This is a genomic window from Citrobacter sp. RHBSTW-00029 (assembly GCF_014104295.1).
GTDB classification, from domain to species: Bacteria; Pseudomonadota; Gammaproteobacteria; order Enterobacterales; family Enterobacteriaceae; genus Citrobacter; species Citrobacter youngae.
On sequence record NZ_JABXRT010000001.1, the window covers coordinates 222,186 to 235,846 of the forward strand.

The 13,661-nt window shown below is 49.4% G+C and carries 20 protein-coding genes; 13 read left to right on the forward strand and 7 right to left on the reverse strand.

What is annotated here, in order from left to right:
- Positions 1–21: 21 nt before the first annotated feature.
- From HV041_RS01130 to HV041_RS01145, 4 genes are all read right to left on the reverse strand, one after another.
- Positions 22–633 (reverse strand): inovirus Gp2 family protein, encoded by a 612-nt coding sequence (locus tag HV041_RS01130; protein ID WP_048998200.1) that lies wholly within the window; start codon positions 631–633, stop codon positions 22–24.
- A gap of 329 nt (positions 634–962) precedes the next feature.
- Positions 963–1,349 (reverse strand): putative zinc ribbon protein, encoded by a 387-nt coding sequence (locus tag HV041_RS01135; protein ID WP_182294036.1) that lies wholly within the window; start codon positions 1,347–1,349, stop codon positions 963–965.
- Between the two features lie 10 nt (positions 1,350–1,359).
- Positions 1,360–1,884, reverse strand: coding sequence for a secretoglobin family protein (locus HV041_RS01140; RefSeq protein ID WP_175329888.1), 525 nt, complete (start codon positions 1,882–1,884; stop codon positions 1,360–1,362).
- Between the two features lie 106 nt (positions 1,885–1,990).
- Positions 1,991–2,200 (reverse strand): helix-turn-helix domain-containing protein, encoded by a 210-nt coding sequence (locus tag HV041_RS01145; protein ID WP_049003182.1) that lies wholly within the window; start codon positions 2,198–2,200, stop codon positions 1,991–1,993.
- A gap of 493 nt (positions 2,201–2,693) precedes the next feature.
- Between HV041_RS01145 and HV041_RS24950 the strand changes: the two genes are divergently transcribed.
- The 13 genes from HV041_RS24950 to HV041_RS01210 all read left to right on the forward strand — a co-directional run bounded on the left by HV041_RS24950 (position 2,694) and on the right by HV041_RS01210 (position 10,229).
- Positions 2,694–3,620 carry a hypothetical protein gene (locus tag HV041_RS24950; protein WP_065241382.1) on the forward strand — a complete coding sequence of 309 codons (927 nt, stop codon included), beginning with the start codon at positions 2,694–2,696 and terminating at the stop codon, positions 3,618–3,620.
- Between the two features lie 92 nt (positions 3,621–3,712).
- A complete protein-coding gene (locus HV041_RS01155) occupies positions 3,713–4,585 on the forward strand; it encodes a GTPase family protein (protein ID WP_049003186.1) in 873 nt (290 codons plus the stop codon).
- A gap of 99 nt (positions 4,586–4,684) precedes the next feature.
- Complete coding sequence (locus HV041_RS01160) at positions 4,685–5,509, forward strand: DUF932 domain-containing protein (RefSeq protein ID WP_101743252.1); 825 nt, start codon at positions 4,685–4,687, stop codon at positions 5,507–5,509.
- A gap of 208 nt (positions 5,510–5,717) precedes the next feature.
- On the forward strand, positions 5,718–6,431 hold the full coding sequence (locus HV041_RS01165) for a DeoR family transcriptional regulator (protein WP_049002974.1): 714 nt from the start codon (positions 5,718–5,720) through the stop codon (positions 6,429–6,431).
- 25 nt (positions 6,432–6,456) lie between these two features.
- Positions 6,457–6,993 (forward strand): DUF4339 domain-containing protein, encoded by a 537-nt coding sequence (locus HV041_RS01170; protein WP_049002976.1) that lies wholly within the window; start codon positions 6,457–6,459, stop codon positions 6,991–6,993.
- Positions 6,994–7,034: 41 nt separating this feature from the next.
- Positions 7,035–7,472, forward strand: coding sequence for a hypothetical protein (locus HV041_RS01175; protein ID WP_049002977.1), 438 nt, complete (start codon positions 7,035–7,037; stop codon positions 7,470–7,472).
- 66 nt (positions 7,473–7,538) lie between these two features.
- Entirely contained in the window at positions 7,539–7,949 is a 411-nt protein-coding gene (locus HV041_RS01180) for a hypothetical protein (protein ID WP_049002978.1), read from the forward strand.
- A 77-nt stretch (positions 7,950–8,026) separates the two neighbouring features.
- Positions 8,027–8,266, forward strand: a complete 240-nt coding sequence (locus HV041_RS01185) for a DUF905 domain-containing protein (protein WP_048998188.1) — start codon at positions 8,027–8,029, stop codon at positions 8,264–8,266.
- 102 nt (positions 8,267–8,368) lie between these two features.
- Entirely contained in the window at positions 8,369–8,827 is a 459-nt protein-coding gene (locus HV041_RS01190; RefSeq protein ID WP_049002979.1) for an antirestriction protein, read from the forward strand.
- Positions 8,828–8,842: 15 nt separating this feature from the next.
- On the forward strand, positions 8,843–9,319 hold the full coding sequence (locus tag HV041_RS01195) for a RadC family protein (RefSeq protein WP_049016517.1): 477 nt from the start codon (positions 8,843–8,845) through the stop codon (positions 9,317–9,319).
- 8 nt (positions 9,320–9,327) lie between these two features.
- Positions 9,328–9,549, forward strand: coding sequence for a DUF987 domain-containing protein (locus tag HV041_RS01200; protein WP_048997881.1), 222 nt, complete (start codon positions 9,328–9,330; stop codon positions 9,547–9,549).
- Positions 9,550–9,567: 18 nt separating this feature from the next.
- Complete coding sequence (locus HV041_RS01205; RefSeq protein ID WP_048997880.1) at positions 9,568–9,885, forward strand: type IV toxin-antitoxin system YeeU family antitoxin; 318 nt, start codon at positions 9,568–9,570, stop codon at positions 9,883–9,885.
- 20 nt (positions 9,886–9,905) lie between these two features.
- Complete coding sequence (locus tag HV041_RS01210; protein WP_048997879.1) at positions 9,906–10,229, forward strand: TA system toxin CbtA family protein; 324 nt, start codon at positions 9,906–9,908, stop codon at positions 10,227–10,229.
- A gap of 512 nt (positions 10,230–10,741) precedes the next feature.
- Here the strand turns inward: HV041_RS01210 and HV041_RS01215 are convergent.
- The 3 genes from HV041_RS01215 to HV041_RS01225 all read right to left on the reverse strand — a co-directional run bounded on the left by HV041_RS01215 (position 10,742) and on the right by HV041_RS01225 (position 13,392).
- Positions 10,742–11,908 carry a lactate oxidase gene (locus HV041_RS01215; RefSeq protein WP_121585502.1) on the reverse strand — a complete coding sequence of 389 codons (1,167 nt, stop codon included), beginning with the start codon at positions 11,906–11,908 and terminating at the stop codon, positions 10,742–10,744.
- Between the two features lie 49 nt (positions 11,909–11,957).
- Entirely contained in the window at positions 11,958–12,524 is a 567-nt protein-coding gene (locus HV041_RS01220) for a YceI family protein (protein WP_121585019.1), read from the reverse strand.
- Positions 12,525–12,762: 238 nt separating this feature from the next.
- Positions 12,763–13,392 (reverse strand): hypothetical protein, encoded by a 630-nt coding sequence (locus HV041_RS01225; protein ID WP_048213139.1) that lies wholly within the window; start codon positions 13,390–13,392, stop codon positions 12,763–12,765.
- Positions 13,393–13,661 lie beyond the last annotated feature (269 nt).

Sequence of the window (13,661 nt, forward strand, 5' to 3'; positions counted from 1 at the left end):
CCATAGATGCCTCAAGAGGTATTAACACTGACTACAGCCAAAAGAACGCTCTTGACGGCTGTAGGATTTGGTTCTCTCTTTAGCGAAGTAACTCAAGCGAAACGTCAGTTGATCATATACCTCGCTGTAACCGTGGGAGTTAATATCCAGGTAATAAAGTGGGTTATCGGGAAAGCGGGCTAGCGTCCAGTGCTCTGGGCGGTGACTAAGCTGCAAAGCACTCAACCAGGCCTCTCGTATCAGAGACGCCAGGCCCGTCCCGCCTTCTTTGTAACTTCCCAGTCCATTGAACGTATCGTTATTCACGAACAACACCATGTGGTAATGCGATTTCTGATTAATCTCACCCACCTCCCGAACCCAGGCATCGCGAAGGTGGCATGGATATGTTCGTGTGCCCTGTTTCAACTTACTTCTGTAGCGTGCAGCAATCTTCGCATCGAGGGATTCAATGAAGCGAGATATCAGGCCCTGTCGGTTAATGAGCATATTGTCAGGAAGACGCAGGTCTACCCGTACCGCCATTGTGCGTGCGTGTTCTGCAGTCGCGTTATCGATAACGCGTAGAATACGTTGCAGGTAAGTGGTGTTGAATGGTGCGTGTCGTCTATCGAGACAGATATTGTCAAACATATAATTTCCTTGGGTAATGAATTACGGGCAGGGCAAAGCCTTACCCGTAATAGGCAGTTAAAGGGATTAAGGATTTAAAGGGGGGTAAGACCAGCCATTAAGGCTATCGTGTATGAGTAGCCGTATACGGGTGTGGCATTGAGATGATATTGTTTATATTTCAGTTGGTTAATTAATATTACCAACCCGTCGTGGACTACTAATGACCAATCCACCAGCACCAAGGGCCGGATGATGGAAAGTGATTGATTTTTACTCCGAAGTTATATGCCCCCATATAATAACTTTCTGGTGTACCAATCAATCCCATGATTGCCTGGTACGTATCACTAAATTCGTATCTCCCGACTGTATATCCCTTTTCTGCATTGAGGGCAGCGTTTCTCACCGCCGTATGACAGGCCGCACATCGTGCACTGCCATTGGGTTGTTGTAATGACTGGAGGCAGTTGTGCCACGAGTTGCTGAAGTTTCTCTATGGTGGAAGACTTCCCACTTGCTGGTGCCAACCAGGGGCACTGCAAAAGGACTTCCGGTTGTCCCCGTGGAATATCATGTTCAAACCATGACGGTGAAGTTCTGGTGGGGAGGTGGAATATCAATGGGCACTGACAATGTTGGCAGCGCCACTCTTCACTTTCTGCCATATTCACCTGGCGGGCAGGCACAATTTCGCCGGTTCTACGCTGTGCGATATAACATTTTTGTACTCGCATTTTCCAGACCTCACATTGGCCTGGTGGCACGAATATAATTCTCAGTCAACGTTTTCAGTCCCCGATATGATTCTTGTTTTTCTGACATCCATTGCTTCAACGTGTCAGGAAGCGGTAAGTGCAGCGTATACCATTCATCTAGATCCCGGCCTGAGACCAGTTCACACCAGCACAGCAGCGTAAGCGCCTGTCGAGAACCCGGTTGTGTATGCAGCCGGAACAGCATTTGTAATTGTTCCGCCAGTCTGCTTTTCCCAAGACGGTAACATTCACTGAGCAACACGCCAGGCAACAGAGAATAATCAGTTTGTTTGTTCAGACGGGGAATAACGGCACACTCTTCCTCGCGGGATGTTTGAGTGACCTGTAACAGATACTGTGGGACGACAATTACGCCACCCGGCGACCGGCACGATGTAACCGCCAGCTTGTGCCAGTGCTCTATTTCCTGCTGACACAAACCATGACACAAATTGATGCGAGTAAAGTCATTTAGCCAGGCCTGGTAATGGTTAAGCAATGGGATGTTTTTCATAGGTGATTTTCCTTGATTCTTAAATTTCAGGCAGCCGTAAGCCTCCGCAGAGTGCGGATAGTGCAAGCACGGCCTGGATGAATGTTATTTGGTGAAGTGAGGCTTACTACTGTTTGCGGGATTCTTCAATACGGGCCTGAAGCCAGGCTTCCACTTCGCTTTGCAACCAGCGAGAGCTGCGTCCCAGCTTTATCTGTTTAGGGAAAAGCCCTTCCTTGATGAGTCGGTATATCCATTTATCACTAACCCCAAGTAGGCGGGTGATAAACACCATATCGACAAACTGATCTTCGAGCAGGGAAGGTTTGATGGTCATTGTTGGATTCTCCGGTAGCTAAATGGATATCGGAGTCGGGTTATGAATTTCTGTTGCCCGCTCCGGCATAGATACCGGTGGTGCTGTAAAAAATGTTGGCTTTAGCGGATACCCCGAGGCCTGCCCAGTCCACTCAATGGGAACACTTCGCTGGCACCGTAGTAGTACTGACCGTGTTTTAACTTCTCTTTAGCCAGATATCCATAAGCGACCAAAGCATTACCGTAAACAAAAAGAGAAGACGCTGTCCCTGAGAAGCCGTATGCGATAGCAGACCTGAAGTGCAGTAACTCTGGCAATATCACCAGGAACAGAGGTGCAGCTGGTAATTTATGATAAGAACCCCTACTCAAAACCGTGATTACAGGCCTATACAGCAAAATTATAAACAATAATAATTACCTTTACATTGCGTTTTTATTATCTTTTTATACTACTAATATTTAGTTATTATAACATTATTTTGTATTAAAAATAGGCAGCAGAGGATTGTATGAAACACCGGATTTTGACAAAAGAAGACGAAAATGAAAGGGTAAATAATTATTATTTACATTTTTTGAATGAATGGAAGTTAGATTTACCTCCTCCTTCTCCGGGGTGTGCCCCCGAAGATTACATCCGACATATACGTAAGCACTGGAGTGATTTACCTACGACTTTTACAGATACTGAAATGTTTCGCCTGCTGGAGGATATGCGGCGAAATTGCAGGCAATCTCTTCTTCCACTTGAGAGTTTTTCATGGCTGGAAAGCAGTGAACGGGCTTGTTTTTTCGGCTGGCATACACTTATGGATCATTTGTCCCGAGATCCCTCTGGTGTTTTAAAGGAACTATCTCGTCACAGTCACGTTAGTATTGTCATTGCCGATTATCTGTCAAAAAACAAGTATCCTTCGAATGCCAGAGGGCAACTTATCCAGATTATTCGAATTCTCGATTTGATGTCTGATCAACGAGCAAGAAACGAACTGCTGGAAAGAATTAAACAATCATGGATACAAGTCTTTAAGATAAAGACCCCGTTCAGGGAAGTCTCACCAGAAGATAATGATGAATGTCAGTGGACATGGGATCAGCTTAAAAAAGCAAACATTGCACTGGATAAATATTCAGTATTCTCTGGAACAAGAGAAATTTTTAACTGTATCCAACTTTCGTTTGATATCTGGTGCGCAAATCACTTTACTGACAGTAATTCCATAAAGCTTTTCAGGTTGGCCTTCAATAGTGCCAAAGCTCAGAGAAAATATAAAAACAGTAAATCAGATAAGATTTCTCTTCAGGTTTTCATCGACTTTAAAACCCGGGAGAAGCTGAAAATTATCTCCCGCAACAGACATCTCAGTACAGCAGATGCTCTTCAGGAAATGATTGAAGAGGAGTTCAAGCGCATTAGCGGTAACAATCTAAAATAAATCAGATATATATCATCCTCTTGAGCATACCTCAATTAATGGCAGAACCGTAAGGTTCTGCCATTTTTGTTTTCTTTTTCAGAGGAATAGAAATGAATAATCCTGAAGGTACGGAGCCGCTGCAGCACTCGCTGTCCGGTCTGCCGCACTGGGTATCTGAGCGCATTCTGCAGCAACTGAACCAGTTAACCAGTTACGAACCAGTGATTGGCATTATGGGCAAAACCGGGGTCGGTAAATCGTCGCTGTGTAATGCCCTGTTTGCCGGAGACGTGTCCCCGGTCAGTGATGTATCTGCCTGTACCCGTGCACCCCAGCGCTGTCGGCTGCGAGTTGGACGGCACAGCATGGTGCTGGTGGACCTGCCGGGTGTCGGTGAAAGCGAGGTCCGTGACCGGGAATATCAGGCACTGTACCGGCGCCAGTTGCCACAACTGGACCTGGTGCTGTGGGTGATTAAAGCCGATGACAGGGCGTTGTCGGTGGATGAGCGTTTTTATCGCGAAGTGATTGGTTCTCACCGTCACAAGGTGCTGTTTGTGGTCAACCAGGTCGACAAGCTGGAGCCCTGCCATGAATGGGATGCCACCTGCGGCTCTCCGTCATCCCGCCAGAAAATCAATCTCAGCCGCAAGCTCAGTGATATCCGACAGTTGTTTACACCATCAAATCCAATGTGCGCGGTGTCAGCACGAACGGGATGGGGGCTCGGGTCACTGGTGGAAACGATGATGCGCAGCCTGCCAGCCCGTGCCAGCAGTCCGCTCAGTGCACAACTGCACGAAACATTACGGAGCGAGCCCGTAAAATCGCAGGCCCGGGACCGTTTTGGTGAAGCTGCAGGTGAGGTTGTTGATGCCGTTGCTTCGCTGCCTTTTGTGCCGGAGCCGGTGAAATCGCTCATTCGCAGTGTGCGGGATATGGTGGTGAGCACGGTTCGCGCCGTTTGGGATTTCTTCTTCTGAGAGCTTAACCCTTTCTGTTCCAGTATTTCTAGAGCCCTGTCGCCACTGTGCGACAGGGCTTTCTTTTATCTGTTTTCTGAATCAACAAGGAGTCTGCTTATGACCCGTCTGGCTTCGCGCTTTGGCGCAGCAAACCTTATTCGTCGTGACCGTCCGTTAACCCGTGAGGAGCTGTTCCGCACAGTTCCCAGTGTGTTCAGCGAAGACAAACATGCGTCCCGCAGCGAGCGGTACACGTATATACCTACAATTTCCCTGCTGGACAGCCTGCAACGCGAGGGTTTTCAGCCGTTCTTTGCCTGTCAGACCCGGGTGCGTGACCCAGGTCGCCGCGAGCACACAAAGCACATGCTGCGCCTGCGTCGGGAGGGGCAGATTACCGGCAAGCAAGTCCCGGAAATCATTCTGCTCAACTCTCATGACGGCACCAGCTCGTATCAGATGCTGCCGGGATTATTCCGCGCGGTATGCCAGAACGGGCTTGTCTGCGGTGAGTCGTTTGGCGAGGTGCGTGTGCCGCACAAAGGAGATGTCGTGAGTCAGGTGATTGAGGGGGCGTATGAAGTACTTGGTATTTTTGACCGTGTAGAAGAGAAGCGGGATGCCATGCAGTCGCTGATGCTGCCGCCACCTGCACAACAGGCTCTGGCACAGGCTGCACTGACGTACCGTTTCGGTGAGGACCACCAGCCGGTGACAGCACCTCAGATACTCTCCCCACGCCGCTGGCAGGATGAGAGCAATGATCTGTGGACCACATATCAGCGTATTCAGGAGAACCTGATTAAGGGCGGGCTCAGTGGTCGGAGTGCGAAAGGCGGGCGAACACATACCCGCGCAGTGCGTGGTATCGACGGAGATGTGAAGCTCAACCGGGCTCTCTGGGTGATGGCAGAAGCGATGCTGAGTGGGTTTCAGTCCTGAGAGTGTTATCGCCATGTAAACAAAGGACACCCCCTGTCCGTTTCCCCCTCATTGGATTGAGTGTTTTATCACCGCATTTCACGGTGTGCCGCGTCGGGCCTGCTTCCGGGGGCAGATAAAAAATAGTTCATTCCATGTCCATACCCTGTCCATCCCCCTCTTTAGAATCATTTCATATTCAGTCAGTTGACTATTACGGAGATTCAAGATGACACAGGCAGAGCGCCGTCATGACCGGCTGGCTGTCAGGCTGTCACTGATAATCAGCCGCCTGGTTGCCGGTGAAACGCTGAACATGGCGCGGCTGGCTGCAGAGTTTGGTGTGTCAGTCCGTACCCTGCGACGGGATTTTCGCGAACGGCTGATGTACCTCGACCTTGAGTATCGACGGGGGCAATGCCGCCTGCGCAGTACCGGTGGAGGCGTACAGGGCGAGTTGGATGCGCTGACCTTTGCTCACCGGGCAGGACTGGCCGATATTTTTCCGGGGCTGGACCGGCGTCTGGCGGGCATGCTGCTCACCGCAGGAGGGATGCCCTGCCTGGTGTGGCAACCCCCACAGTCAGTGTCACCGGCCAGCTCGCTGGTGTTTTACCGCCTCGTCAGTGCCATAACCGCCTGTCAGCGGGTGCTGCTGCTGCTGGCCGAGGGTGAGCGCTGTGACGGGCTGGCCCCGTACCGCCTGATATCACTCGACGGCTGCTGGTATCTCACTGGTGAACTTAACGGGCATATCACCGTGCATCCTCTGGCGACTATCCATGCGGTGACAGTTCTGAACACCACTTTTACCCCGCGAAAACGTCTCAGCCATTTAACCACCCAGGCGGGCTTTATCCGGGCCCTTCCGCACTTCAGCTGTATCCGCGAAGTCCTGTCTCCCGGTCCCTCTGAGGAGAAGCCGGACAACACACTGATTTAATAACCTCTGTTAAGAAGGAAAAACAATGACCTGGCATTACGAGAAAAATGGCATACGTCATGACAATGTGACTGAAGACGACATCACCGGCCTGATTGTGCGCGGTGAACTGACGGCAACTACGCTGGTATGGCGGCAGGGCATGACGGAATGGCAACCGGTCTCCGCCACCCCGCTTGCAGCAGTACTGCAGCAAAGCACCATCCCGCCCGCACTGCCGGGGCACCGTATTCCGGGCGGTGTGGTGTGGACGCTGGCATTTGCTCCCTTTATTGGTTATGCGCTCGAGCTTTGGACGGCAGGGCTGAACGGGATGGCGTTTGAGGAAGCGTATGAGGCCGTCTCGGGTGGGCAGTACTGGTTTATCACGCTGTTGCTCAATATCGCTCTGGGATATCTCGATGAACGCCGTCTGCGTAAGGCCGGAGTGGATACCACCACGTTCGGCAAACTGGCCTGGCTGGTACCGTTCTATCTGTGGCGGCGGGCGAAAACCCTCGGTCAGAAACCGGCTTACTTCTGGGTATGGCTGGTGATGTTAATTCTGACGGTGATGGCCTGAGCCATCACCTGCGGATATCTACCCCTTTGAGGAATAACATAATGAAAACACTGCTTAAGATACTGAGCATTACCGGCAGCCTGCTGCTCTGTACAGGCGTTCAGGCGCAGCCTTACAACCGGACGCTGCCTGCGGTCGTCAATGACAACAGCGGGAATATTTTCTGGTGTGATGCCCATCGTCAGGTCATGGGGAAGTGTGAAGCCATGTTCGCTGACCGTAAGGGCGGTATGGTCACGGTGCGTTCCGCACCTTTTAAAGACTGCGAAGGCGGCCTGTGGGGCTGGATAACTATCATGCGCAACGATGTGTCGAAGGGATTCACCATTACTCCGGACAAGAAATTCGGTCTCACCGTAAAAGACCTGTGCCGTCCGGGCACGGTAGTGACTTTTAAGCCCAACCAGAAAAAGCCGGAATATGACGACCTGGTGGCACTTTACCAGGGCAAAGAGCTGTTTCGCTACCGGCGCTTCTGATAACACCCGATATCAACCTCCTTCATTTTGCCCGACAGCGGGCTGGATTAATTCAGGAAGAAAACCATGCTGAAAATAATGACCTCTGCTGTACCCGCCCTCATTCTGTCACTTGCCGCATTCAGTGCCGGTGCCGCACAGCTTCCGGCAAGTCTGATGGATAAAGACAATCCCGGCCAGGAGTACTGGTGCAAGGGAAACGACATCAACACCTCCATGTGCTCACTGACCGGTGTCAGCGACGACCATAAATTTGCCCTGATTCAGGACCTGCCGGGCCCGGCCTGTGAAGACTTAAGCTTCGGGGTTATCGACCTAGTGCACCAGACCGGTGTCAACATTCCTTACGACGGTGGTGACTGCAAGGGCGATGTGCAGGCCGGGTTTGTGCGCGGCACGAAAGATAATGCCCTGTATGTGAAGATTGTCCGGGGTAGCAAAACCTTACGGCTGTATAAGGTGCAAACCGGTTACTGACAATCCCCCTACACATGCAAACTCCCACAGCCCCTGACGCATCTGCGTCAGGGGCTTTTGTTTTTAAGGTACATCGAATGCCTGAATCTCACATGCTGCCACCGGGACCTTTTACCCGACAGCAGGCCGAAGCAGTTACCCGCCGGTATCGCAACATCGGCATTGAAGACGACCAGGGTAGTCACTTCCGCCTGGTGGTTCGCGACGCCGAAGGCCGGATGGTCTGGCGGGCATGGAACTTTGAACCGGATGCCGGTGAAGGGCTTAACCGTTATATCCGCAGGTCAGGTATCCGCACTGACATTTTCACCCGCTGACCCCGAATCATTTACCACCAATATTTAACCTTCCTGAACCCACTTTATTACCCCATGCGCCAGCCATCGTCGCTGGCATTTTTTATTAATGGAGATATACCCATGACTACAGCGACACAAAACAACCTCGCATCTGCTAACGAATCCGAATTTGAACTGACCGTAACGCAGCTACCTGACGAACAGCGTATCTGCTTCTGGCCGCAGCACTTTGGCACCATTCCACAATGGACAACGCTGGAACCGCATATTTTCGCCTGGATGGGCCGCTTCTGTGCGGATTACAGCGGTGGTATCTGGTCCTTTTACACCCTCAGCAATGGCGGCGCGTTTATGGCCCCTGATGCTGACAGTGACGATAAATGGCATCTGTTCAACAGCATGAACGGCAATGGTGCAGATATGAGTGCAGACGCTGCCGGTATCGCGGTCTGCCTGATTGAATACAGCCACCATGCCTGCCGTACAGAGTGTGACGCAATGACCGAGCACTATTACCGCCTGCGGGACTACGCCCTGCAGCATCCAGAAGCCCACGCCATTCTGCGCATCATTGACTGACCGGAGGAACAACGAATGAAACAGCTTTCCTTTTTACCCGGCGAGATGACGCCACAGGACCGGCATCTCATTCAGCGGGCGCTGAGGATTCTTGACCGGCATCTGCATGAGCCCGGGGTGGCCTTCACCTCCACTCACGCCGTCCGGGAGTGGCTGCGACTGCATATGGCCGCGCTTGAGCGGGAAGAGTTCCGGGTATTGTATCTGGACAACCAGAATCAACTGATTGCCCATGAGACGCTCTTTACCGGCACGATTAACCGCACCGAGGTGCATCCCCGGGAAGTAGTCAAACGTGCACTGCACTTCAATGCGGCGGCGGTGATACTGGCGCATAACCATCCTTCCGGCGAGACGACGCCCAGCCTAGCCGACAAAACCCTCACGCAGCGGCTGGTGCAGGTACTTCAGCTGGTGGATATCCGTGTCCCTGACCACCTGATTGTCGGCGGCAGGCAAATTTATTCGTTCGCTGAACACGGTCTGCTGTGAGGTATGACATGAAAATTATCAGTAAACGCCGGGCAATGACGATATACCGCCAGCATCCGGCCTCACGCATTTTTCGATACTGCAGTGGAAAATATCAGTGGCACGGTAGCGTCTGCCATTACACCGGCAGGGACGTGCCGGATATCTCAGGTGTCCTGGCGGTATACGCCGAACGTCGCCAGGACCGCAACGGGCCGTATGCCTGCCTGATGAGTATTACCCTGAACTGACAATAACGGAGGTTATCAATGAGCAACATCACATGGGGCCTGCAGCGGGATATTACGCCACGCCTGGGAGCCCGTCTGGTACAGGAGGGGAACCGGCTGCATTATTTAGCTGACCGGGCCAGCATCACCGGCCAGTTCAGTGACGCAGAATGCCGGAAGCTGGATGTGGCATTTCCGTACTTTATCCGCCAGATGGAGTCCATGCTGACTACCGGTGAACTGAATCCTCGCCACACCCACTGCGTCACTCTGTACCGCAACGGTTTCACCTGCGAAGCCGATACCCTTGGCAGTTGCGGCTACGTATATATCGCCATTTATCCCACTCAGCGCTAATAACTTCCACGAGAGCAAACATGAAATCTCAACCTGCAACAACTCAGCGGGCGGCGAAGCCCTGCCTGTCACCCGTGGATGTCTGGCAAATGTTACTGACACGTCTGCTGGAACAGCACTATGGTCTCACCCTCAACGACACACCATTCAGTGAGGAACGTGTTATACAGGAACATATCGATGCCGGTATCACGCTGGCTGATGCCATTAACTTTCTAGTGGAAAAGTACGAACTGGTTCGTATCGATCGCAGAGGGTTTAGCTGGCAAGAACAAACGCCATATCTCACGATTATTGATATCATGAGGGCCCGCCGGGATCTGGGTTTATTAAATCGTAATTAGTCTGATACTAACGGTGTCGCTGCTTTCGAGTATGCCTGCCATTTGCTATCATCTCGCTTCCTGCTGATTTATCGACAAAGGTAATTACTTGAATTCAAAGCCTCTGTGCTTTGGGGGTATCTTTGGGGGTATAAGTTAAGATATAACTTGAAAACTCTATGTTTTTCAAGTTATTGATTGGCTTGTTCTAATCCCTTCGCCCGCTCCAAACTCAAGTCTACTGAAGTCTACCAAACTCAATTTTCTCTTGATAAATCAGCAGTTATAGCATTCTATTAGTCTATTGAACTCAATTGTACTCCCTCAGGGCGACTGAGTGATTTCACTATGGGATATGCGCTTTACGGGGTCGGCTTGCACTTTGGCTATTAAGGTATTTTTCCTCCATGGTGAATAAATAAAATACCGGCCATAGTGGCCGGTATTCAGCATTATTATCTATTTTTTAATAATGTCTCTGGTGAGTGGAGTAGAGGGGTTAATATTCCACACCGTTAACCCAAAGTATGCTCTTATTCTTCCAGATCACGTAAGGTCAACAATTTGGTTTTTTTCACCTGCTCGATATCTTTGGTTCCACCGAGCATCATATTGATGACTAATTCTTTGTTGAGTTGCTCGACAACAGAAGCAACACCCTGAGCCCCGCCAAGGTTTAGACCGTACAGGACAGGACGCCCAATAGCCACGATATCAGCGCCACTAGCGATAGCTTTAAATACATGCGAGCCACGACGTACACCACTATCAAAAATGATGGGTACGCGTTTATTTACCACTTTTGCGATAGAGGGCAATACATCAAATGAGGATGGCCCACTATCGAGTTGCCTTCCCCCGTGGTTAGAAACCCAGATAGCTGCAGCTCCGGCCTTAATAGCAATTTCTGCATCTTCCGGCGATTGAATTCCTTTCACAATGACCGGCAAACCGGAGATTTGGTGAACGTATTTAATATCTTCCGGTGTGAAGGCTTGTTTGGCTTGTGCGTAAATTTCGCTGATACCAGAACCTTTGCCTGTTTTTGAACCGTCATCACTCTGCTTCGCAAACATCTCAAGATTTGCAAAGCAGAGAGGGAACTGGAAATTATTTTTTATATCGTCTTCACGATATCCACCAACAGGTGAATCGACTGTCAGAATGATCGCTTTTGCACCATGCTTAACTGCTTCACTCAGTATAAATTCGTTAAACTTATTGTTTTTACTCATATAGAGCTGGAAGAAAAACGGATTTCCCTCTGATGCCCTGGAAACGTCTTCAATGGTTTTATTTCCGTAGGTGCTTAAAGAGAAAATTGAACCTACCAGGGCCATTCCTCGGGCTGTGGCAAGTTCACCGGCTTCGTGCGCCAGACCCTGGGCTGCCATTGGCGCCTGGATTATGGGTGTTTTTAGCGGAATGCCCAGCAAGCTGGTTGAAAGATTGATATTTTTTAATTCAATACCTTGCAATACTCGAGGAACGATAAATTTCTTATCAAAGCTCTCGGTATTGCTGCGCAGATTATTTTCATCTTCCGCGCCTCCACGAATATAACCAAATGCTCCCTTTTCCATTCTGGCTTTTACTTGATCTTCAAGAGCGTCAATGTTGACCATTTTAATGGGGTGCTCTTCGGTGCTGGCTTTATATGCTTCGGCTTGCGCCATACCCGATGAAATCATCATAGCCATAGAGGCTATGGCCAGAACTGTTTTATTCACTTTCACTCTTACTTCCTTGTTATTGGCGTATTGCTTCAGCCTGAATACTAATATCAACTGTTTTGCTCATTCCTATGTTGACGAGATAATCAACACCCCATTGGGTACGATCAATTTTTGCAGAGAAATCGCCACCGCAGACCTGAACGTTGAAAACCGGACTCATATAGCAGCCGAATTTGGTCGTCGTTAACGTGACAGGTTTAGTAACACCCTTCATCGTCAACATCCCTTCAATAGAGGCGGGTTTGCCCTCAGAGAAGTTCCATTTTGTTGATTTGAATACAATATTCGGATGTTTTTCTGCATCGAGTATATCGCTGCTACGGATATGTTTATCAAATGCTTCCAGACCGGTATTTAGAGACTTAACAGGAATGGTTACCTGCATTTCACCTTGCTGTTTCTCTGGAAGATATTTCACTTCTCCGCTGATGGAGTAAAAGCCACCATGGTTGGTTGATGTCTGAAAATGGTCGATATTAAATGTCGCATTCGTATGCGTACTATCCAATTTATATACTTCGGCATGTGCAATATTCACAAAACCTAATGCGCATATTGCGATCAATATGTTCTTGTTCATGGTGTAACCTCAGAGATAAAAAACAGATGCATTTATAATTCATGTGTTATAACCCGTCCAGATTGAAAAGTGGGAAGCAGTGTCCCATTTATAGAACGATAGGGAGATGCAGGGGGACTATTCTCTATTGAATAATCCCCCTGCATCACTTTGGAATTATAAGGATATATTGGATTTAATATTACCCGCTCAATCTCTGATAACACTTATAAAAATTAAGTTATCCTGCGATAACAGGTTATCCTTGCATGAGATATTCTCTATGTTCCAAAATTTTTTCCACCAGTAGATTCACTCCATTGTCGTTCGCGATATCTATCAGCGGCACTGAAAATCCGATACCGCGAATTTGGTTATTGTCAGAAAATTGTACTTTGGAATGGGTATCAGGATAGCCCTCATAGCTGTCCCACATCTCTTCTGGAGAGGAATACGGTGTGTCATTGTTTGCTGCTGAGAAGAGATAAATATTCAGATAACTTTGGGATTTGTCGGCGGGTGTTTTCAGTTGGGTTGCCAGTGGTTCTTCATCTTTTGGGTACTGTGATGTGCGCTGGTGATATTCTAATTCGCTGTCAGTAACCAATTTAAAATCAATCACATAGTCGGTCATCAACATCGGTAAAGAAGGCTGCTTTTGTTTGCCAAAGACGAATGATACATCCATCATTGGCAGGTAGTCCCATTTCCAACTCTCCAGTGGATTCACGCCGCGACGAGGAGGTTTATTGAAACTCCATGTATCCCAGAGGAGAAAAGAGGTTTCTATTTTCTGCGCAACCTCATTGATCATTGGCAGAATTTGCTGGTAATACGCCCCGCAGATGCGGTGAGCCTGACGAACCTGAGCAAAGGGATCATGTGTCATTATTGTTCCTTAATAAGTGATAAATCGCCGGAGAGGGGATTCTCTGTCAGAAATTGACTAAATCTGTGCCATGGAAGAAGTGGTTCGCGGATGCCGTACAGAGCAAGGGCTTTCAGGCAATCAGCAACGATGCGCTTATCCTGAGGGGCATTCCATTCTGAATGCTGGAAAATTTCTCTGAGTCTACGCCATTCCAGTCCATGAAATTCAACCTGGGGAAACTCTGTCGCTAATTCGTGAAACCAGGTTTTTGCGGCGGCGGGCAAGTT